General features: G+C 42.5%; 22 protein-coding genes and 1 tRNA gene. 21 read left to right on the top strand and 2 right to left on the bottom strand.

The window, feature by feature from the left end; translation table 11 throughout:
* Window positions 1–673: 673 nt before the first annotated feature.
* From rpmH to MKY19_RS30250, 12 genes are all read left to right on the top strand, one after another.
* Window positions 674–808: a 50S ribosomal protein L34 gene (gene rpmH, locus MKY19_RS30305; protein ID WP_039295761.1), complete on the top strand. Its 135-nt coding sequence runs from the start codon at window positions 674–676 to the stop codon at window positions 806–808.
* A 291-nt stretch (window positions 809–1099) separates the two neighbouring features.
* Window positions 1100–1450, top strand: coding sequence for a ribonuclease P protein component (rnpA, locus tag MKY19_RS30300; protein ID WP_042193070.1), 351 nt, complete (start codon window positions 1100–1102; stop codon window positions 1448–1450).
* 86 nt (window positions 1451–1536) lie between these two features.
* Entirely contained in the window at window positions 1537–2403 is an 867-nt protein-coding gene (locus tag MKY19_RS30295; RefSeq protein ID WP_042193068.1) for a YidC/Oxa1 family membrane protein insertase, read from the top strand.
* Window positions 2400–3134 (top strand): RNA-binding cell elongation regulator Jag/EloR, encoded by a 735-nt coding sequence (jag, locus tag MKY19_RS30290; protein ID WP_042193066.1) that lies wholly within the window; start codon window positions 2400–2402, stop codon window positions 3132–3134. Before MKY19_RS30295 ends, jag begins: the two co-directional genes overlap by 4 nt.
* Before the next feature lie 109 nt (window positions 3135–3243).
* The gene (mnmE, locus tag MKY19_RS30285) at window positions 3244–4620 is read left to right on the top strand and encodes a tRNA uridine-5-carboxymethylaminomethyl(34) synthesis GTPase MnmE (RefSeq protein WP_339799585.1); all 1377 of its coding nucleotides are present in this window, start codon (window positions 3244–3246) and stop codon (window positions 4618–4620) included.
* Window positions 4621–4658: 38 nt separating this feature from the next.
* A complete protein-coding gene (gene mnmG / locus MKY19_RS30280; RefSeq protein ID WP_042193060.1) occupies window positions 4659–6545 on the top strand; it encodes a tRNA uridine-5-carboxymethylaminomethyl(34) synthesis enzyme MnmG in 1887 nt (628 codons plus the stop codon).
* A gap of 3 nt (window positions 6546–6548) precedes the next feature.
* Window positions 6549–7274: a 16S rRNA (guanine(527)-N(7))-methyltransferase RsmG gene (gene rsmG / locus MKY19_RS30275; RefSeq protein WP_339799583.1), complete on the top strand. Its 726-nt coding sequence runs from the start codon at window positions 6549–6551 to the stop codon at window positions 7272–7274.
* Between the two features lie 410 nt (window positions 7275–7684).
* Entirely contained in the window at window positions 7685–8500 is an 816-nt protein-coding gene (gene noc / locus MKY19_RS30270) for a nucleoid occlusion protein (protein WP_076285062.1), read from the top strand.
* Between the two features lie 209 nt (window positions 8501–8709).
* The gene (locus MKY19_RS30265; protein ID WP_042131728.1) at window positions 8710–9471 is read left to right on the top strand and encodes an AAA family ATPase; all 762 of its coding nucleotides are present in this window, start codon (window positions 8710–8712) and stop codon (window positions 9469–9471) included.
* A complete protein-coding gene (locus MKY19_RS30260) occupies window positions 9464–10306 on the top strand; it encodes a ParB/RepB/Spo0J family partition protein (RefSeq protein WP_042193054.1) in 843 nt (280 codons plus the stop codon). Before MKY19_RS30265 ends, MKY19_RS30260 begins: the two co-directional genes overlap by 8 nt.
* Window positions 10307–10416: 110 nt before the next feature.
* Window positions 10417–11577: an aminotransferase class V-fold PLP-dependent enzyme gene (locus MKY19_RS30255; protein WP_339799581.1), complete on the top strand. Its 1161-nt coding sequence runs from the start codon at window positions 10417–10419 to the stop codon at window positions 11575–11577.
* Between the two features lie 20 nt (window positions 11578–11597).
* Window positions 11598–12098, top strand: a complete 501-nt coding sequence (locus MKY19_RS30250) for a DUF4446 family protein (protein ID WP_339799579.1) — start codon at window positions 11598–11600, stop codon at window positions 12096–12098.
* On the opposite strand, the gene yyaC is transcribed toward MKY19_RS30250, so the two are convergent.
* Window positions 12073–12678, bottom strand: a complete 606-nt coding sequence (gene yyaC, locus MKY19_RS30245; RefSeq protein WP_042131724.1) for a spore protease YyaC — start codon at window positions 12676–12678, stop codon at window positions 12073–12075. The genes MKY19_RS30250 and yyaC overlap by 26 nt on opposite strands.
* Window positions 12679–12796: 118 nt before the next feature.
* Between yyaC and MKY19_RS30240 the strand changes: the two genes are divergently transcribed.
* The 4 genes from MKY19_RS30240 (at window position 12797) to MKY19_RS30225 (ending at window position 14438) form a co-directional block, all read left to right on the top strand.
* Window positions 12797–13048 (top strand): DUF3343 domain-containing protein, encoded by a 252-nt coding sequence (locus MKY19_RS30240; RefSeq protein ID WP_042193047.1) that lies wholly within the window; start codon window positions 12797–12799, stop codon window positions 13046–13048.
* Window positions 13049–13063: 15 nt separating this feature from the next.
* Window positions 13064–14092, top strand: a complete 1029-nt coding sequence (locus tag MKY19_RS30235) for a mechanosensitive ion channel family protein (protein WP_339799577.1) — start codon at window positions 13064–13066, stop codon at window positions 14090–14092.
* Window positions 14092–14304 carry a DUF951 domain-containing protein gene (locus MKY19_RS30230; protein ID WP_042193044.1) on the top strand — a complete coding sequence of 71 codons (213 nt, stop codon included), beginning with the start codon at window positions 14092–14094 and terminating at the stop codon, window positions 14302–14304. The genes MKY19_RS30235 and MKY19_RS30230 overlap by 1 nt, the downstream gene beginning before the upstream one ends.
* 43 nt (window positions 14305–14347) lie before the next feature.
* Window positions 14348–14438 (top strand) — tRNA-Ser (locus MKY19_RS30225).
* A gap of 382 nt (window positions 14439–14820) precedes the next feature.
* On the opposite strand, the gene MKY19_RS30220 is transcribed toward MKY19_RS30225, so the two are convergent.
* On the bottom strand, window positions 14821–15018 hold the full coding sequence (locus MKY19_RS30220) for a YjzC family protein (RefSeq protein ID WP_042131720.1): 198 nt from the start codon (window positions 15016–15018) through the stop codon (window positions 14821–14823).
* Window positions 15019–15233: 215 nt separating this feature from the next.
* Here MKY19_RS30220 and rpsF point away from each other — a divergent pair, with 215 nt between their 5' ends.
* From rpsF to opp4A, 5 genes are all read left to right on the top strand, one after another.
* The gene (gene rpsF / locus MKY19_RS30215; RefSeq protein ID WP_036677776.1) at window positions 15234–15518 is read left to right on the top strand and encodes a 30S ribosomal protein S6; all 285 of its coding nucleotides are present in this window, start codon (window positions 15234–15236) and stop codon (window positions 15516–15518) included.
* Window positions 15519–15566: 48 nt separating this feature from the next.
* On the top strand, window positions 15567–16073 hold the full coding sequence (gene ssb, locus MKY19_RS30210) for a single-stranded DNA-binding protein (RefSeq protein WP_036677780.1): 507 nt from the start codon (window positions 15567–15569) through the stop codon (window positions 16071–16073).
* 21 nt (window positions 16074–16094) lie between these two features.
* Window positions 16095–16367 (top strand): 30S ribosomal protein S18, encoded by a 273-nt coding sequence (gene rpsR / locus MKY19_RS30205; RefSeq protein WP_036651767.1) that lies wholly within the window; start codon window positions 16095–16097, stop codon window positions 16365–16367.
* A 550-nt stretch (window positions 16368–16917) separates the two neighbouring features.
* Entirely contained in the window at window positions 16918–18873 is a 1956-nt protein-coding gene (locus MKY19_RS30200) for a DNA mismatch repair protein MutS (RefSeq protein WP_339799575.1), read from the top strand.
* A 191-nt stretch (window positions 18874–19064) separates the two neighbouring features.
* Complete coding sequence (gene opp4A, locus MKY19_RS30195) at window positions 19065–20795, top strand: oligopeptide ABC transporter substrate-binding protein (RefSeq protein ID WP_339799573.1); 1731 nt, start codon at window positions 19065–19067, stop codon at window positions 20793–20795.
* Window positions 20796–20850: the final 55 nt, after the last annotated feature.

The raw sequence follows: 20850 nt of genomic DNA, 5'->3' as shown, positions 1-20850 counted from the left end.
AGACTGTCACTCCTTTAAATCTTCCAAATGTGGCATCAGCCATGAAGTGGAAATGTCGAAGAAAATAGGTTGGTGCTGATATTTATCCCCAGTAGGCAATATGAAGAGACAAAAAAATATGGATAAATTTGATTTGTTCACAACTTTATCCACAGCTTGTTGATAATTAAGAGAACAAACAAATCTATTCACATTCAAAAGTAATACCATCATAGCAAAACGCCCCTTATTTTTCAATGAGCAGGGCTATTTTATCCACAAATTCAAGCACTTGTGTACAATTATTAGGAACACCACTACATATTGTTGATAATTTGTTTACGGTTCGACACTTTACGCCAAAGCTTCGATAATTTTATACACAGGTTGTGCTCATCTGTGAGTAGTCGACTTTATTTTTTGATCACAGGTGGATAACTGTCATATCTTGTGGATTACTTTTTTTCTAATGGGAGTTGTGGATAAGCGGCTTGAATTAGAGGGAGGGTCTGGAGGCAGCAGTAGGTTGACTTTTGCGCATAAAATATGTTTAAATATATAAAGGTGTTTTCTGTAAGGATATGTCTCGATAATTAAATGATGATTCATGTAGATACTGTCCCTACTATAAGGACGGCTTAGACCGTTTCTGCTTATATGACAGTAATTAAGTTCCTGTAAGGGAGGTGCAATTATGAGACCGACATTTAGACCAAATGTGAGCAAACGCAAGAAGGTTCACGGTTTCCGTAAAAGAATGAGCACGAAAAACGGCCGTAAAGTGCTGGCAGCTCGCCGCTTGAAAGGCAGAAAAGTTTTGAGTGCGTAAGTTAGGCCACTAAGGGACCACTCCGGTGGTCTTTTTTTACTGCTTTTTATTATTATTTGCTCTGCAAACGACTAGGATCTCGCTTAATGCGCTAGCTACACTTTGCGGGGCTATTTAACGTATATACAGAATTATTTTGTGAGAAGTTGAGAATATTTTTCTTTCTATAATATAGAAGGGAAATTTCGGCGTTGTAGTCGCGGTCGTTTATGGCGACATCCAAATGACTATACTATTAGAAGAAAAAAATTCGGAACGATACTTTTAACCGGATTTATGAAGGAGATTCCCGTGCACAAAAAGTTACGATTACGAAACCGTGCCGACTTCAGTCGTGTATATCGCCATGGGAAGTCATTTGCGAATCATCAATTTGTAGTGTATTGGTTTAGCAAAAAAGAGGTAGAGCGATTTAGAGTTGGGGTATCGGTCAGTAAAAAGGTTGGAAACGCGGTTGTCCGTAACCGAATGAGAAGATTGGTGAAGGAAATCGTCCGTCATCATGAACCTGAAATTGCAGGTGGACTCGATATGGTGTTTATCGTAAGAAAAGGAGCGCTTTCCATGGAATACGCAGAGCTCGAAAAAAGCGTGCTGCATGTACTGCGCAAAGCCAAGCTACTCAAGGCTTCCCGCAAATAAAGGACGCATAAGAGGCTTGTTTATTTGTATTCATAATTATGGTATGATTTACGGTGGAATGGAATGTTCAAGAGAGGGGTTTTGAAGTGTCTCTAATGAAGACTAGACGGGGAAAATGGTTTCTCCTCATCACAGTGATGGTGTTGTCGTTAGCTGTTCTGTCGGGATGCGCTCCGTCAGCTGCTGTTACGCACACTACGGAGGATTTAAAGAATGGAGGCTTCTGGCAAAGTAATGTAGTGTATTATTTCGCCATTGCCTTGGACAAGTTTGCTGATTGGTTTAACGGAGAATATGGTTTAGCCGTACTTGTGATGGTTATTATTGTCCGCACGTTGATTCTTCCGCTTACGATTAAACAGGTGAAGAGCTCGCGGGCAATGCAAGCCATTCAACCGGAACTCCAAAAGATCCAGAAAAAATATAAAGACACACCTGAAAAGGTGCAGCAAGAAACGATGCGTTTGTTCCAAGAGAATAAGGTTAATCCAATGGCGGGTTGTTTACCGCTGATCGTACAAATGCCTATCTTTATCGCTCTCTACAACTCGATCTACTATAATCCACATCTACGGGAGCACTCCTTCTTATGGCTGGAGCTAGGTAAGCCGGATCATCTGTTTATCTTACCAGTGCTTGCAGCATTAACAACATTTATACAAACTAGAATGATGACTAAAATGAACCCGATGCAACAACAAGGGCCAATGCAGTTCATGATGATGATCTATCCAGTTCTGATTTTCGTTATGTCCTACAACTTCCCAGCAGCATTGCCGCTATACTGGGTTTACAGTAACATTTACACTATTGTTCAGAACTATTTCTTATATCGCAACAACGATAAACATAAATTGGCAATCGCAAGTGCTGTGAAAAGTACAGATGACTCAACTGCTGTGAAGAGCAAAGGCGGCAGTAAAGCATCGAAGGGAGCCAAAAAGTCAAAATGAGCAAAGTCGTCGCAACAGGGAAAACCATTGAAGAAGCTGTAGAACGGGGACTAACCCAGCTTGGAGTTCAAAAGGACCGGGTAACGGTCAACGTACTTGAGCAGCCATCAAGAGGATTCCTGGGATTGATCGGTGCGAAAGGTGCCAAGGTTGAGTTAACCTTGATAGCCGAAGCCGCACCGGCATCAGCGGCGAGTGCTCCGTCACTGCCTCAGCAGTCAACAAGAGAGAGCAAACAGGAGGCTAACGGCGGTGTGCCACGCCAAGATTCCGGACAACCGGTGGAGGAAGCTTACCAAGAAGCCGTTCATTTCATTGTGGATGTCGCTAAGAGCATGGGGCTCGAAGTGGAAGTCGAAATCGTCCACACTAAGGAATCCACGATTCTGCAGATATCAGGTCCAGATTTGGGACTTTTGATTGGTAGAAGAGGACAAACTCTCGATGCTCTGCAGTATTTGGCTAATATCGTAGCTAATCGTTACTCCGACAGTTTTATACGGCTTGTGCTAGATGCGGAGAACTTCCGTGAGCGGCGTAAAAAAACTCTCGAAGAGCTGGCTGATCGTTTAGCCAGTCGTGTCATTCGGACTCGTAAAGAGGTAGTGCTGGAACCGATGTCACCTCAGGAACGGAAAATTATTCACTCCAGATTACAGGATCATCGGCAAGTGAATACCCTTAGTAAGGGCGAAGAGCCAAATCGCCGCGTCGTTATAACTTTGAAGTAAAGACTATATGATGCAATGACTCCTTGACCAATGTAAGGGGTCATTGCTTTTTTAACAATATAAGACCGTTTATGATCAAAAAAATATAGGTTTTGGGGTGAAAAACAGCATGCTTAGTGACACCATTGCTGCCGTATCGACGGCATTAGGCGAGGGAGGAATTGCTATTATTCGGGTAAGTGGCCCTCAGGCTATTTCCCAAGTGGCGCCTTTGTTTCGTAGCCGAGTTCCGTTAACTGAAGCGGAATCGCATACCGTTCATTATGGGCATATCGTTAGTCCGGATAACGGAGAGAAGATGGAAGAAGTACTTGTAACCGTAATGAAGGGCCCACGTTCTTTTACGACCGAGGATGTAGTAGAGATCAGTGCTCATGGGGGTGTAATTTCTGTAAGAAGGGTGATGGACTTACTTCTTCAGCAGGAGATAAGGTTAGCCGAGCCGGGTGAGTTCACCAAGCGTGCTTTCTTGGGTGGACGTATTGATTTATCACAGGCTGAGGCGGTTATTGATCTCATTCGCTCGAAGTCGGATCGTGCGTTTTCTGTGGCTTTAAAGCAGGTTAGTGGATCCTTGTCGGATCGAATTCATGCTTTGCGCCATACACTTATTGAGATGCTGGCTCATATCGAAGTAAATATAGATTATCCAGAGCATGATGTAGAATCCATGACAGCTGAATTTATTAAAGATAAAAGCAGTGAAGTGATGGAAGGAATCACAAAGCTTCTTAAGACTTCTAATGAAGGGAAAATTCTTCGTGAGGGGATAACGACAGCTATAGTTGGTCGTCCCAATGTTGGTAAATCTTCTTTATTAAACGCGTTAGCACGTGATAACAAAGCGATTGTAACAGATATTCCTGGAACAACACGTGATGTCATCGAAGAATATATAACGATAAACAACATTCCGCTTAAGCTGCTTGATACGGCGGGAATTCGTGAAACGATGGATGTAGTGGAGAAGATTGGCGTAGAACGTTCCAAGGCGGCAGTTAGTGATGCGGATCTGATTCTACTTGTGCTAAATGCTAACGAAGAGCTGCATGAGGACGAATTGGCATTGATGGAACAAATCCAAGGTAGACAATGCCTAGTGATCATGAATAAAATGGACTTACCGCCCAAACTGGATAAGGATAAGTTGCTCTCGTTCTTTGAGGAGTCCAACATCGTACCGATGTCTGTTCTGGAAGAGGAAGGTCTAGACAAACTTGAAGATGCCATTTCGACACTCTTTTTTGGTGGAAAGCTGGAATCGGGTGACTTGACATATGTAAGTAATGTGAGACATATTGCACTGCTTAAAAAAGCCTATAAATCACTACAGGATGCATACGATGCGGCGGAACAGTATATTCCAATTGATATGATTCAAATCGATGTACGGCTAGCATGGGAACAACTCGGTGAAATTATTGGCGATACGGCAGCGGACTCGTTGTTAGATCAAATATTCTCACAATTTTGTTTAGGGAAATAGGTTTTACATTTTAATATAACATTAGGGGGAAACAGGACATGAGTTATGATGGAGGCAACTATGACGTAATCGTCATTGGCGCCGGTCATGCCGGTTGCGAAGCAGCTCTAGCGTCAGCACGAATGGGCTGCAGCACGTTGATGATCACAATTAACCTGGATATGGTTGCATTCATGCCCTGCAATCCGTCCATAGGCGGACCTGCCAAAGGACATGTGGTGCGTGAGATTGATGCGCTAGGCGGAGAAATGGGCCGTAATATAGATAAGACTTTTATTCAGCTTCGTATGCTTAACACAGGGAAGGGACCTGCGGTGCATGCATTGCGTGCACAAGCTGATAAGTTCTTGTACCAACATACAATGAAGGAAACGATGGAGAAAACGCCTAATTTGACGCTTCGTCAAGGGATGGTTGAGCGTTTAATCGTAGAGGATGGACGTTGTGCGGGTGTAGTTACGAAGACAGGAACGGAATACCATAGTAAGACAGTTATCCTGACCACAGGTACTTACCTGCGTGGTAAAGTGATCATGGGTGAACTGACATATGAGAGTGGACCTAACAATCAGCAGCCATCAGTGAAGCTGTCTGAGAATTTGCGGGAGCTTGGTTTTGAATTGGTACGTTTTAAGACAGGTACACCACCACGTGTACATCGCGATACAATCGATTTCTCGAAGACAGAAATTCAACCCGGCGACGATGAGCCTAAATTCTTTTCGTTTGAAACGAAATCATCCAACAATGAACAGCTTCCTTGTTGGTTAACTTATACCTCTGAGGTTACTCATCAGATTATTAATGACAACCTTCATCGTGCGCCGATGTTTACGGGTATTATTGAAGGAACAGGTCCACGTTATTGCCCATCTATTGAAGATAAAGTAGTAAGATTTAGTGATAAATCTAAGCATCAGATCTTTTTAGAGCCAGAAGGAAAAAATACATCGGAATACTATGTACAAGGTCTGTCGACTAGTCTTCCTGAGGATGTACAGCTGGCGATTCTGCGTTCCATCCCTGGTATGGAAAAGGTAGAGATGATGCGTAACGGCTATGCTATTGAATATGATGCAATGGTTCCTACACAGCTATGGCCATCTCTTGAAACTAAACGTTTACCAGGTCTTTTCACTGCTGGACAAATCAATGGTACTTCCGGTTATGAAGAAGCAGCTGGCCAAGGTGTAATGGCTGGAATTAATGCAGCACGCAAAGTGCAAGACAAAGAACCCGTAATCTTAGATCGTTCACAGGGATACATTGGTGTACTCATTGATGATCTGGTGACTAAGGGCACTAATGAACCTTACCGTCTGCTTACTTCACGTGCAGAATATCGTTTGTTGCTTCGCCATGATAATGCAGATCTAAGACTTACACCTATCGGTTACGACATTGGTTTGATTACACAGGAGCGTTTCGATAACTTCACGGATAAAAAAGAACGGGTGGAGCGTGAAATTGTTCGTCTGCAAGAGACAAAGGTTAAACCTGTTGAGGTAAACCATGTACTAGCGCAATATGAATCGGCACCTATTGTAGACGGCAGTAATTTGCTTGTTTTGATGCGGCGTCCAGAGCTTGTATATAGCTTCGTAGATCAAGTCTCGCCATCACCGGAAATGCTGGATGCAGAAATGAAGGAGCAAGTGGAAATCCAAATCAAATATGCCGGATATATTGAAAAACAGCTCCAACATGTGGAGCGCTTGCAAAAGATGGAGAAGAAGAAAATTCCAGATGACATTAATTATAATGAAATCCATGGATTAGCGATGGAAGCGCGGCAGAAGCTGACTAAGATCCGTCCAATCTCTATCGGGCAGGCCTCTCGGATTGCGGGAGTCACACCTGCCGACATTTCTATTCTCCTCGTATATCTCGAGCATTACAACCGGGTAACCGCGGCGAAAGGATAATCTATGGATAATACGGAAGTTCAATTCACACAGCTTTTACAAGAAAGAGGCATTACACTTACAGCAGAACAATTGGAGCAATTCGATCTTTACTATAAGGAACTCGTATCCTGGAATGAAAAAATGAATCTCACTGGAATAACAGAGCGTGAGCAGGTTTACACGAAACATTTTTATGATTCGATCTCTCTAGCCTTTTTCCTTAATATCAATGAGATAAACAATTTGGCAGATATCGGTTCGGGAGCCGGGTTTCCAGGAATTCCGCTTAAAATTTGTTTTCCACATTTGAAACTTACGATCATTGATTCATTAAGTAAAAGAATCTCTTTTCTGCAGCATGTCTGTACTACGTTGAAATTAACTGATGTGCAATTGATTCATGGGCGTGCGGAGGATATTGCCCGGCAATTCAAGCATCGTGACGCCTATGATTTGGTGACTGCGCGTGCGGTGGCAAGATTATCCTTGTTGAATGAGTTTTGTCTTCCTTTCACACGTAAGGATGGAGTTTTCGCTGCCATGAAGGGAATCGATCCATCAGAAGAATTAAGTGAGGCGAAGTACAGCTTAAAAGAGCTTCGTGCTCAACTTGGTAAAGTAGAGTCGTTCAGCTTGCCTGTGGAAGAGTCGGCGCGACATATTGTCATTATTCGTAAGACAGGTGCCACTCCTGCTAAGTACCCACGAAAAGCGGGAATTCCTGCCAAAACACCACTTATCAAATAATGTTTCACGTGAAACATTATAGATTGGCAAATATATTTAAGGTCATCTTCTTTTTAGAGGATGACCTTTTTTGAGTGGAATTGCGATAACGATCTTAAATGAACGTTAATTAAAAGATAAACTAAATTGATATGTTTATTAAGCGGCTATCATTATGAAAATGCAGGAAAAATAGGTCTTTACGGAGAATATGATTATGTAGAGAAAAGTGATAGAATAGCATAGTAGACTTTTAATTTTGTATATAACTCCTTCTCTGTACTCTTGTTCGAAAGAAGGAGAGATTATGATGCCTGATAGCTGCAGGCCATTTCATAATATCAGAATGTTTTTTATTGCTGTACGATACGCTTTCCGAGAAGAAGGTCAAGAAGATCGTACTATAACGAAATTAGGTGGTTATGAACGGAATGAAAGAACAATTTACCAAGCTATTTGGATTTACCGAGCGGAGCAGCGGAGAAGAAATTAAACAAATACCAGTTCATGAGGTCATTAGCAGTCCTTACCAACCACGGACGATATTCGATGACGACAAGATCGATGAGTTGTGCCAGACGATTAAAACTCATGGGGTCATTCAACCCATAGTTGTACGCATGCGAGATTCCGTGTACGAGATCATTGCAGGTGAACGACGCTGGCGTGCGGTCAAAAAGCTTGGTTTAGAGACGATTCCAGCCATTGTTCGTGAATTCAATGATTCACAAGCCGCATCTATTGCGCTTATAGAAAACTTACAGCGTGAGGGCTTGACCTCTATTGAAGAAGCTGTTGCTTATCAAAAGTTAATTGATCTTCATCAATTGACGCAAGAAAGCTTAGCACAACGACTAGGTAAAAGTCAGTCTACCATAGCTAATAAAATTCGCTTACTTAATTTACCTGAAGAGGTTAAGACGGCGTTAATGGAGCGTCAGATTTCTGAAAGACATGCACGTTCATTATTATCACTCGATAGTGTGGAGATGCAACTGAAAGTGTTGGCAGAAATCATTTCAAAAGGCTTAAATGTTAAACAAACAGAAGCTCGTATTGCTTTCTACAAACAAGTCTCACAAACTAAAAAATCAAAGCGGGTCTCCTATACCAAGGATGTTCGTCTAGCTCTTAATACAATTCGTCAATCTATTGATATGGTGTCAGGCTCAGGGATGGAAATCAAAACGTCAGAAAATGACCGTGGTGACCATTACGAGATTGTAATCCAAATCCCCAAAAGATAAATTGTTTCAAAAGCTAAAGGCGGCCTTGAGGTGATTGGCCGCCTTTGGTGTGGCTAGAACCGGGATGTGTTGGCCAGGCCTGTAATTTAAAGTTCCAGTATATAATAGTTGTCTATATTCTTCATAAAGTGTGACGCTATCTCAGCGTCAGGAACATTTGTACTTGCGATCTACGAGAAGATTCTTCCTAACTATTCGAGGTGAAATAAGTGTCCAAGATTATTGCCATAGCAAATCAAAAAGGCGGTGTCGGTAAAACAACAACCTCCGTGAACCTAGGTGCCGGTATGGCTACATTAGGAAAAAGAGTGCTTCTAGTTGATATCGATCCTCAAGGTAACACTACTAGCGGCGTTGGCGTCAACAAGGCGGACGTGGCGAATTGTATATATGACATTCTTATAAATGAGGTAAATCCTCTAGAAACCATACTGGAAACTCAAAATGAAGGACTGCATATCATTCCGGCGACCATTCAATTAGCGGGTGCGGAAATCGAGTTAGTATCGACGATTTCCAGAGAGCTAAAGCTAAAAAAGGCGCTGAATGCGGTTAAAAACAATTATGATTATATTATCATCGATTGTCCTCCTTCACTTGGCATTTTAACAATCAATTCCCTTACGGCGGCGGATTCGGTAATCATCCCGATTCAGTGTGAATATTATGCGCTTGAGGGTTTGAGTCAGCTCTTAAACACCGTTCGTCTGGTGCAAAAAAATCTCAACCCGCATCTGAAGATAGAGGGAGTATTATTGACTATGCTTGATGCCCGGACCAATCTGGGAATTCAAGTGATAGAAGAGGTTAAGAAGTATTTCCAAGAAAAAGTATATAGAACGATTATCCCTCGGAATGTCCGGTTAAGTGAAGCGCCGTCACATGGACAATCCATTATTACTTATGATCCTCGCTCTAAAGGAGCGGAAGTGTATTTAGAGTTGGCAAAGGAAGTGATTTCTTATGAGTAAACGATTAGGAAAAGGTCTGGATGCGCTAATTCCATCTTTATCAATTAATGAAGATGATAAGGTAGTTGAGATCCCTTTAGCTCAACTTCGGGCTAATCCATATCAACCGCGCAAAGACTTTAATGAAGAGGCCATTCAAGAACTAGCAGAATCGATCAGACAACATGGCGTGATTCAGCCGATCATTGTTCGTAGCGTATTGAAGGGGTATGAGATCATTGCCGGCGAACGCAGATTCCGTGCCTCGCAATATTGTGGCAAAGCTACAATTCCAGCAGTCGTTAGAAATCTTAGTGATCAGCAAGTCATGGAGATTGCATTAATCGAGAACTTGCAACGTGAAAACCTAAATGCAATGGAAATTGCAGTGGCTTACCAAGGCCTAATGGATCAGTTTTCACTTACGCAGGAAGAACTCTCGCTCAAGGTAGGGAAGTCCAGATCTCATATCGCCAACTTCCTGAGATTGCTTTCTTTACCTGAAGAAGTAAAAGAATATGTTTCACGTGGAACAATGTCAATGGGGCATGCGCGGGCAATTGTTGCTTTAAAGGATCCAGAAGTGATTAAACAACTGGCCGAACAATGCGTGGAACAACAGTGGAGTGTAAGAGAGCTAGAAGAAACAGTGAAGAACTTGGACCGAAAACCTACTAATGGAGTTAAAGTCAAAGTTGTTAAACGTGATCCCTATATTGATAATGTAGAGGAAGTATTGCGTGAACGTTTTAAAACAACAGTGAAAATAAAACAGGGTAAGGAAAAAGGGAAGATTGAACTGAATTACTATAGTGCTCAGGATTTAGAAAGATTGTTGGAATTATTGGGTAACTAAATGGGTATCTATGCCAAGAACATATCCTGAGATATCCTTAATCGGATAATTAGGGGTATGTTTTTTTGAATAAGTTGATTAAAAAAGGGTAATAGACGAGGAGCGAGGTTATGGAAGACTTCGTATATCTGGATCATGCAGCTACTTCCTGGCCTAAACCACCAGAGGTTGCAACTGCGATGTTGAATGCTCTGCAGTCAGGGGCAAATGCTGGTAGAGGTAATTACTCGCTAGCGATAGGAAGCGGTCGAGTGTTAGTAAGGACGCGGAGTGTGCTGGCGGGATTGTTCGGTGTATCTAATGCGCAAAATATAGCTTTTACCCATAATACTACGATGAGTTTGAATATGGCGATCAGAGGGACGCTTAAAGTGGGAGATCACGTGATTTCAACGATGACAGAACACAATTCTGTGAGACGGCCGCTGGAATACTTGCGTAAGACACTAGGGATAAAAGTTGATTATCTAAAAGTGGATCGTGAAGGGCAATTGGATTTAAAAGAACTCAAAAATGCTTTCCAGCCGAATACCAAAATGGTGATCTGCAATCACAGCTCTAATTTACTAGGGAGTATACTCCCTATCGGTGATATTGGCGATATCGTTAAATCGCATGGTGCTGTATTTCTGGTGGATGCTGCTCAAAGCGCAGGTTCAATTGATATTGATGTTAAAAAAATGAATATAGACTTGTTGGCATTTCCGGGGCATAAAGGACTACTTGGACCACAAGGAACCGGCGGACTTTATATATCACCTGAATTGGACCTGGAACCCCTGATGCATGGAGGAACTGGTAGTCAATCTGAAAACAGTGAACAGCCCTCTGTTCGTCCAGATCGGTATGAAGCGGGAACACAAAATACGGTAGGGATTGCCGGTTTACTAGCAGGTGTTCAAAAGGTACAATCTTTAGGGACGAACGTTATCCATGAGAGTGAATGGACATTAACTCAAAAGTTAATGGAAGGGTTGTCCAACATCCCAGGCATTAGAATATTAGGACCCTCTCTAGGGGCTCCGAGAACTGGCATTTTATCTTTTGTGGTAGATGGAGAAGAATCGGCGAATATTGCTCACCGTCTAGATCGTGATTATAAAATAGCGGTCAGAGCGGGTATGCATTGTACCCCTTTGGCACATAAGGCGGTTGACACGCTAGAGAGTGGTGCTGTTCGGGCGAGTGTAGGTGTAGATACGACAGAGCATAATATAAGCAGAATGCTGGCTGCTATGGATGAGTTATATGGCAATGCCCGCAGCAGATGAATAAAAAGGATGGTCCATTCATGTCTGAATTAAATCAATTAATTAGTGAGCAGTTGCAGTGGTTTGTGTTCGGTTTTACAGTGATTATGTTGGTGCTGATAATCACTGTGATCGCCCAGGGGGCTAAGCTGCGTGCTATGCGGCGTAAATATGAGGCCATGATGGCTGGAAGCGGTGTGGAGGATCTGGAAGGCCTTCTAATTGATCTGAAGAACCAAAGCGACATGCTGGAAGAAGAACAACGTGAGCAAAAAAACGTATTAGAAGCAACTCAAACTAGAATGCGTGGCATGAAGTCCAATATTGCGCTGAAGCGTTATAATGCCTTTGGTGAACGTGGCAATGATCTGAGTTTCTCAGTCGCTATACTGGATGACAACAGTAGTGGTATTGTATTAACCAGTCTTCATAATCGTGAGAATTCTTACATTTACTCTAAACCTATGCAGAATGGCGAATCACAATATGTCTTATCACCTGAAGAAAAAGAAGTAGTTACTCTCGCGTTGCAGCGGACCTAGCATGAAGATTCCATTGCTTTAAGGCAGAATATAGACTTGTAGCTATAATATCAGATAATCGCATAACTAAACTTAATCGCGTGTTCTGTAATACAAAATACTCCATAAAGCCGCCGACATTAACGATTCCCGTCAAATGGATATCACCTACCGGCGGCAATTGTTTATTTACGCCAGCACCTGGTCTCAAAGGCCCTTCAACGACTTGGATGCATCCTACACTAGTAGAGTGACCTAAACAAGCATCTATACCGATGATAAAGGGGTTACTATATCTTTCGTTGATTAGGGATAGAGTTTCCTCAAGGTTAACAGCATGGACAGGCTCCTCAAGAGTTCCATATAAATGAAACAGCGGACTATGAAAACGTGACAATGCAGTGCCAACAAGAGGGCCAAGAGAATCTCCTGTGGATCGGTCCGTACCTACACAAATGACGACAATCTGTGTTTCCGGGCGTGTACGTGCAAAGTGAAACAGTAGCCGGTGGGTAATAGCAGAATAGATATCGGGATCGGTATGTGATATTTTTAAACAGGACGTTTCTTGCGCTGATGTAGCTTTCGATGAAAAATTCATACCATCTTCCTTTCTGAAGCTGATTCTATTTGATGGTATCTAGTATATGGATAGAAGAGGGGTTTTATACTACAGCGGCAAGAGATAGGACGATAAACCTATGGGAGGCGTAACGTATATGCAGGAAGAGATGTTGATCGCGTTTGACTCTACCCAGCAGGCGCTTCGTGCTGAAATGCTGCTTGAGTATGCGGAAATTGAAATTGATATATTTCCAACCCCGAAAGAGATCACGGCAGGATGCGCGATATCGATTCAGTTTTATCAAAGTGCACTGGAAGAGGTACAAAGGATAGTAACGGAACAGAATATCGAAATACGCGGTATCTACGGAAAACACAACGAGAACTACATACTGATTGAGAGGTAGGGAGGACTATACAATATGAATAGGTGGATATTAGAGGCTACTACTCCCGGTGATGCTGTAAAAGATGCCTTGCGTTTTAAAGATAAGGTGTGGAATTGGTTTACCGATGCTGATATGTGGGCCAATGTCTTATTCTCAGGACTACGAATTCTTATTATATTTCTCTTAACTAGGGTTATTATTAAGATTGTTTCTAATATTATTGATCGTTCGCTTGAACGTAAAACGGGTGGCAGAATTCTGTCTAACACACGAAGGTTTACTACGGTAGGGGAATTGATGAAAAATGTAGTAACGGTTATCTGTAATTTTGTGATGATCATGCTCGTTCTTTCAGAGTTCCACTTCGATTTAGCACCCTTGTTGGCCGGAGCGGGTGTACTTGGTCTGGCAGTAGGTTTTGGAGCACAAAGTCTGGTGAAGGATGTTATTACAGGGTTCTTTATTATTTTGGAGGACCAATTTGCAGTTGGTGATGTAATTCAGACAGGTACTTATAAAGGGACTGTAGAATTAATCGGATTGCGAACAACAAGACTGTTAAGTGCAACCGGAGAAGTATTTATTATCCCTAATGGACTAATTACGAATGTAACGAACTATTCTCTTTCCAATGCATTGGCTGTAGTTGATGTTCCTGTTAAAATGGAGCGAAGCTTGGAAGCCACGTTAGGATTAATTGGCGAGGCGCTAAAAGGAATAGAAGAACGTAACTCCCATGTGCTTGCTTACCCTAACGTGCTCGGAATACAGTCCATGAGTACCTCGGAATATGTGATTCGTATAGCTGCCAGCTGTGCTCCTAATGCAAGAGATGCAGCGGAAAGACAAATTCAGAACGACATAAAGCAGGCATTAGAGAAACAGAGCATGCTGGAACTAGCTCAAGCTGAAGAAGAAGCACGTAAGAAAGCAGAGGCAGAGGCGAAGGCTGAAATAGATCTTGCGAAAACAGAACATGCACTAGAAGTTAAAGGGTCGACAAACACTGGATCAAGACGGCAAATCGCAGCTACACAAGAAGGAGAAGAGGGGGAAGAATAGTGGAACGTAAAGTTTTTCAGCTTGGGGATATAGTGCAAATGAAGAAGCAGCATCCTTGTGGATCTAATGAGATGGAAATCATTCGCATGGGGATGGATATCCGAATTAAATGTACAGGCTGTCAGCATAGTGTTCTGATTCCCCGTGCTAAATTCGAGAAGAATATGAAGAAGGTACTGCGCTCTGCGGAGGAAAATACAGACAATAATTAAGCTTGCAAATGGCATGTCTGCATGATACAATTATTTTTGCTGCGGAGAGGTACCCAAGAGGCCCAAGGGGGCTGACTCGAAATCAGTTAGGCGTGTCAAAGCGTGCGTGGGTTCGAATCCCACCCTCTCCGCCACTTCAGCATATATAACATTTAATGAATCCTTCGTTCCTGTAACGGAGGTTTTTTTGTGTCTATAGTAGCCGATATACAGGATAATATATAACGCAAAAAGAAGGGCCCTTTCGGGTCCTTCTTTAGGAGGCAGTACATCAATGATGTTTGGAATTTCTCTGTTTATAGCGACTAAAGTGATTTAGGCGTTGCTGAGGCTAATGCTTTTTTAAGGCAATAACCCACTACTCTTCCCAGCTTACAATAGATGCTGAATCAGATCTCCTGTGATTGTGTTCGTCTACGACGGCCAACGGAACCACACCTCTCTTTTGTACTGCCTGAGTATAGTATGTGTAATGTCGGGCTTTTTATACACATTTATTTTTAAAATATTTTTGAATTAGTGGACCCGTGCTTTTTCAACCTTTTTCCACTTTCGATTTTTGTTGGTGGTCTCAGGGAAGGTGTCCCCTTTTTCCATTTTAATGTGCTGTGGATTGGAAATCTCAGTATGGAAGCTTCGCGCTTCGCCTACCTCTGTGTACATGCCTGGATTGGGGGCCTTGTCGCCTTCTTCATATTCCGTTTTCTCACCCATCATTATTCCTCCTTTTTTAGTGTAGATGAATTCGTAATTATTGTGCGCAGGTAGTGATTTTTTCATGTAAAAAGAGGGGGAGGAGTTGTCCTGTATTAATATTGCTTGCACTCTGCTGTTCATTTTGGTATATTAGTCTAGTGCGAGTCTATGTTTGTGCTCGTTCCTTGCTCCTGACGTGATTAGGGGCCTCAGACCATAAGGAGGTGAAAATTATGCGCAAATATGAAGTGATGTACATTATTCGTCCTGACATTGAACAAGAAGCCGTTCAAGCAGCAGTCGATAAATTCCAAGGCATCATCTCCAATGGCGGGGAAATTACAAAGCACGAAGTGCAAGGTAAACGCCGTCTTGCGTATGAGATCAAGAAATTCCGTGATGGCGTTTATGTTTTGGTTAACTTCAATGCAGAACCTGCAGTAGTTACTGAATTAGAACGTCTTATGAAGATTTCTGACGAAGTTATTCGTTATCTCATTACGAACGACGTTGCTTAAGATCTTGACAAGCTTTGTAATGAATCGCTCTAAAGGAGGGGACCAGAATTGTTGAACCGTATCATTTTGATCGGACGGTTGACCCGTGACCCGGAACTTCGTTATACTCCCGCTGGTGTTGCCGTAACGCAATTTACGCTAGCCGTAGATCGTAACTTTACGGGCCAGAACGGTGAACGTGAGGCAGACTTCATCCCGGTTGTAACCTGGAGACAGCTAGCAGAAACCTGTGCCAATTACTTGCGCAAAGGTCGTCTGACAGCAGTGGAAGGACGCATCCAAGTGCGGAATTATGAGAATAACGAAGGCAAACGTGTATACGTAACTGAAGTTATTGCTGATAATGTTCGTTTCCTGGAATCTTCACAGAGCCGTGAAGGTGGAAATACTTCAAGTGGTGCAAGTAGTATGCCTGAAGAGCCAGCATATGGTGGCGGTGGTAACGCTGGACGCGGAAATAACAACAATAATTTCTCGCGTAACAACAATACTCAAGATCCTTTTTCGGGCGATGGTAAACCGATTGATATATCGGATGATGATTTGCCATTTTAATTAGGAAGGACTGAAAAGAATATGGCTTTTAAACCAAGAGAAGGCGCTGACAACGACAAAAGACCAGCACGTCGTGGTGGACGCAACAAGCGTAAAAAAGTTTGCTTTTTCACTGTGAACAAGATTACTCACATTGATTATAAAGATACCGAACTTCTTAAGAAGTTCATCAGCGAACGTGGAAAGATTTTGCCACGTCGTGTAACAGGTACAAGTGCAAAATACCAACGCGCTCTTACCATTGCTGTAAAACGCTCGCGTCAAATCGCGTTGCTTCCTTACACAACGGAATAGGACGTTTTATAAAAGCAGTCGGGAAACCGGCTGCTTTTTTTGTATGCAGAAAAGCAAGCATTCATAGTAGGGTAAGCATGAAATCGAATTATTTAGGCGTTGAATCGTTTGACGTTGGAACTTTATTATGTTAAATTACAGCTATCCTATAACTAAAGGGGAAATTTTGATGTCGGTGACCGTTCTTAACTAGCAATTTCATAACACTTGATTAGGAAGGCTTTAGCAGGCTCGTCATGAGGCGATTACGTGCTCTATTTGAGTTCGTATTACGCAGCAGTCTGTTGTTCCTTACGGGTGGATGATTTAGTTAAGAACACACGAAGCGTCAAATGGCCTCTTTACGGCTGTTGTTCTCTTTGTAATTAACCGTGCTCTTATTGCACGGTTTTTTTGTTTTTCGGCACCAGTTCTCATTTCGGGGCCTTAGGACGATAGAGGGCATCAGTATAAAAAGAAGGGCAAGGACTGCCATAGTGGCATTCTTTGCCCTTCTTTGCGTTATGGAGAATTAGGTCCAAACCAATAGAGATTTGAAGGAGAATTTGCTGTGAATTTACAAAGTCTAAACACGCTGGAATACGAAATCATTAAAACCGAGCTTGGGCGCCACGCAGTATCTTATGTAGGAAAAAAAGCTGTAGAAGAGCTTATGCCAATGACCTACTTGCCGACGATTCAAAGAGCAATGGAGGAAACTTCTGAAGCTAAAGAACTGCTGGAACGAGGATCGAGTGTACCCATTCCTTCATTAGAAGGCATTGAGTGGATCATGTCATTAATGGGGACGGGATATTTGTACAGTGAGCAAGATTTCACTGCGGTTGCTATATTTCTTAAGAGCTGTAGTCAACTGCGCAAATATATGGCCTCTAAAGAACAGAGCGCTCCACGGATTGCTGCATATGCATCCTCGTTAATGGAGTTAAATCACGTGAGGGAGGCTATTGATCGCTGTATCCGTTTTGGTGCGATTGATGATGGAGCAAGTAAGGGGTTAGAGCGAGTTCGTAAACGGATTGTAGTGGCTAAAGAACGTCTTCATAAAAAAATCGACGGAATTATGTCACGCCATCAATCGATTTTGCAGGAGAATATTTATAGTCAGCGAGGTGGACGTTACGTTATCCCCGTAAAACGGGAATATCATAAACAAATAAAAGGATCGGTGCTTGATCAATCCACAAGTGGACAGACGGTATTTATTGAACCAGACGAGATCGCTGCTCTCCAAATTGAGCTTGATTTGCTTTTGGGTGAAGAGGCGCGAGAAGAAGCCGTAATCCTCAGCATGCTGACTAGCTTGGTAGAACAGGAACAGGCTGCCCTGCACCTTAATATTGAGGCTACGGGCACGTATGATTTTATTTTTGCTAAAGCTAAATATGCACGAACACTGGGGGCATCTTCTGTTACGCTGAATGCGAAAGGCTTTCTAAAGATGAATGGAGGCAGGCATCCCATGCTGAAGGGGATGATTCCGATCAATCTGGAGGTTGGTAAGGGGTATAAATCCCTTATCATTACAGGCCCAAATACAGGTGGTAAAACTGTGGTCCTTAAGACACTAGGGCTGCTGACGATCATGGCTCAATCGGGGCTGTTGATTCCGGTCGAGGAGGGTAGCGAATTCACTATTTTTACGGATGTAATCAGTGTAATTGGCGACGGACAAAGTCTGGCACAATCCCTCAGCACATTCTCGGCGCAAATGAAGAGTATTGAGGGAATGCTGAGAGATGCATCTAAAGGGGTGCTGCTGCTCATTGACGAGCTGGCGGCTGGTACGGATCCCGGGGAGGGCATTGCGCTCTCTATCGCGATTCTGGAAGAGCTGAGCCGTAAAGGGGCGAATATTATTGTTACTACACATTTTAATGAGCTAAAAGCCTTTGCAGCCGCAACGACGGGCTTTCAAAATGCGCAAATGGAATTTGATAAAGAAACGCTACAGCCGTTGTATCGATTGACGATTGGAGAAGCAGGGGAAAGTTACGCTCTGCAGATCGCTAAAAAGCTGGGGATACAGGATAACGTTATTAAGAGATCATGGGAAATCGTAGAGGCGCAGCAACAAAGGCTACAGAAAGGCAGCGGAGAGGCATGGGGAAGTTTTTTGAGCAAAGAAGATGGAGAGCAAGAATATGCTGCACTTCCAGAAAAGGAACATGGCAACGCAGAAGAAGAGGCTGCTCCATCTGACCGCAGCAAGGAGAAGCTGATTCAATTTGAAATTGGAGATGCAGTTGTGGTAACGTCACTCGGCCGGACAGGGATCGTATATGAGAAGAGAGATCATTTAGGAATGGTTGGGGTGATGATCCAGAAGCAAAAAATGAAAATTAACCATAAGCGGTTGAAGCCCTATCTTTCAAAAAAAGAGCTATACCCGGAGGAATATGACTTTGATATTATTTTTGAGAGTAAGGATACACGTAAAAAGCGCAAGTTGATGCAGCGTAAACATGTTGAGGGTTTAACGATTACGCACAGAGATGAAGAATAGATTCAATGAAGATCTGTCCACGAGACAGGTCTTTTTTTATAGTTATAACGAAATAAGTGAATTTCAAGCAGGAGTAAAGGCCTAGGGCTTAGAAGTTATTGTAACCACCATAAAACTTTGTTACAGTAAAAATATTTATGTTCCATAACTTAAATGTAGATATACGTTCAACTAGAGAAGGGAAGAAACACATGAATAATAAGAAAATATGCAGGTTGTTGTTAACGCTGCTCGTGATGGCAACTCTATTGTCAGCATGTAGTAGAACAACTTCTAGCAGTAATCCATTATCTTCGCGCCATAATATAGTAGACGATAAGCCACAAGCTGGTGGAGTAGTTACCTACGGATTCTCCTCACCATTTACGGGTTTGTTTGAGCCTGCTTTTTATGAAGGTGAAGATGATTTTCATGTGCTGGAATTTATTACTGAGCCGATGTTTCAGGTAAATGATGAACTAGTGACGGTTCCTAATATCGCCTCTTGGCAGGAATCTGATGATCATAAAGTATTTACCTTTAAAATTAAACCGGGAATCCGTTGGCATAACGGTGATGAATTAACGGTAGAGGATTGGAAATTCGCAATTGAAACTATTGCTAGTCCAGATTATACGGGCTCGCATTATTATAGTGTTGAAATGATTCAGGGTGCAGAAGCCTATCATGAGGGAGAAGCGAAGGGCATATCCGGATTGAAGGTTATAGATCCTTATACTTTGAAAATAACTGTAACTGCTGCACGGGTAAACACCATCGATAGTCTGTGGCCCTATCCGATGAATAAAAAATACTATACTGGAATTGCTGTTAAAGATATGCCTGAAAGTGACCAGATGCGAAAATCTCCTATAGGTATTGGCCCTTTTGAGGTTGAACATATTCAGCCTGGCCAGAGGGTAGAAATGAAACGTTTTGATCAATATTACAAGGGCAAAGCGCTATTGGATGGGATAGTGTATAAGGCATTTGACGATAAGGAAGTGGCTGAACGCTTTAAAACAGGAGAGATTGACATAGAGTCAGCCCCTCGGGATGCTTATGATGATCTAAAAGAACTGGATAATATTAACATTCTGCAAACTGCTGAGCTAGGCTATGAATATATAGGTTTTAAATTCGGGCATTGGGATACGGAAACCGAGACCATCGTAATGGATAACCCTAAATTTGAAGACAAAAGATTACGGCAAGCTATGTATTATGCTTTAGATCGTGAAGGGATCATCAAAGCATATTCCCACGGTTTAGCTGAGCCTGTAGAGACTCCAATATCTAGCACTAGCTGGGCGAAGATCCCTGATACTGAGATTAATGCTTATCTGTATAATCCTACAAAGGCCAAGGAACTGCTGGATGCTGCTGGGTTCTTGGATCTAGACGGTGACGGATTACGGGAAGACCCAAAGGGCCAGAAGCTGATGATCCATTTTGATTCTATGCTAGGCAGTCAAACAGCAGAGCTACGTACTAATGCCATTTTAAGAAATTGGCGTGATGTTGGACTCGATGTACAGCTGAACGGTGGAGCCTTAAAGGAATTCCATGCTTTCTACGACGCAGTGGAAGCCGATAATCCGTCTATCGAACTATTTTATGGAGTATGGGGGCTAGCGAGTGATCCCGATCCAACAGGTCTATGGAGAGAAAATGATCTATGGAACTATCCCCGTTGGTCTTCCGAGCGGAATGAAGAGCTGATTCGTGAAGGCGTAAGTATGAAGGCATACGATATGGATTATCGTAAAGAAATATACTATGAGTGGCAGAAGCTGGTTAATGAAGAGGTGCCTATGATCTTTTTTGCCGAACGAAAAGCGATAGTTCCAGTAAATAAGCGCCTACAGGGCGTTCGCGTGAATTCAATGAGTACGATTATAGACCCTTATAAATGGTGGATTAAGGAAGAGGACGAAAAATAAAATAATAATTTTTTGTGAAAAGTGAAATCAAATTGTAGTTTCATTCGTCATATAT

Origin of the sequence: Paenibacillus sp. FSL R5-0744, from assembly GCF_037972555.1 — a bacterium.
Lineage (GTDB): Bacteria > Bacillota > Bacilli > Paenibacillales > Paenibacillaceae > Paenibacillus_AQ.
This window is presented reverse-complemented; position numbering and strand designations above follow the sequence as displayed.

Bases quoted from the DNA above. Each gene is read 5' to 3' on its own strand.
- mnmG (WP_042193060.1), top strand. From the start codon at position 4,659: ATGAGTTATGATGGAGGCAACTATGACGTAATCGTCATTGGCGCCGGT.
- MKY19_RS30255 (WP_339799581.1), top strand. From the start codon at position 10,417: ATGGAAGACTTCGTATATCTGGATCATGCAGCTACTTCCTGGCCTAAA.
- yyaC (WP_042131724.1), bottom strand. From the start codon at position 12,678: ATGAATTTTTCATCGAAAGCTACATCAGCGCAAGAAACGTCCTGTTTA.
- rpsR (WP_036651767.1), top strand. From the start codon at position 16,095: ATGGCTTTTAAACCAAGAGAAGGCGCTGACAACGACAAAAGACCAGCA.
- rsmG (WP_339799583.1), top strand. From the start codon at position 6,549: ATGGATAATACGGAAGTTCAATTCACACAGCTTTTACAAGAAAGAGGC.
- opp4A (WP_339799573.1), top strand. From the start codon at position 19,065: ATGAATAATAAGAAAATATGCAGGTTGTTGTTAACGCTGCTCGTGATG.
- MKY19_RS30240 (WP_042193047.1), top strand. From the start codon at position 12,797: ATGCAGGAAGAGATGTTGATCGCGTTTGACTCTACCCAGCAGGCGCTT.
- mnmE (WP_339799585.1), top strand. From the start codon at position 3,244: ATGCTTAGTGACACCATTGCTGCCGTATCGACGGCATTAGGCGAGGGA.
- rpmH (WP_039295761.1), top strand. From the start codon at position 674: ATGAGACCGACATTTAGACCAAATGTGAGCAAACGCAAGAAGGTTCAC.
- noc (WP_076285062.1), top strand. From the start codon at position 7,685: ATGAAAGAACAATTTACCAAGCTATTTGGATTTACCGAGCGGAGCAGC.
- jag (WP_042193066.1), top strand. From the start codon at position 2,400: ATGAGCAAAGTCGTCGCAACAGGGAAAACCATTGAAGAAGCTGTAGAA.
- MKY19_RS30220 (WP_042131720.1), bottom strand. From the start codon at position 15,018: ATGGGTGAGAAAACGGAATATGAAGAAGGCGACAAGGCCCCCAATCCA.
- MKY19_RS30260 (WP_042193054.1), top strand. From the start codon at position 9,464: ATGAGTAAACGATTAGGAAAAGGTCTGGATGCGCTAATTCCATCTTTA.
- MKY19_RS30235 (WP_339799577.1), top strand. From the start codon at position 13,064: ATGAATAGGTGGATATTAGAGGCTACTACTCCCGGTGATGCTGTAAAA.
- MKY19_RS30250 (WP_339799579.1), top strand. From the start codon at position 11,598: ATGTCTGAATTAAATCAATTAATTAGTGAGCAGTTGCAGTGGTTTGTG.
- rpsF (WP_036677776.1), top strand. From the start codon at position 15,234: ATGCGCAAATATGAAGTGATGTACATTATTCGTCCTGACATTGAACAA.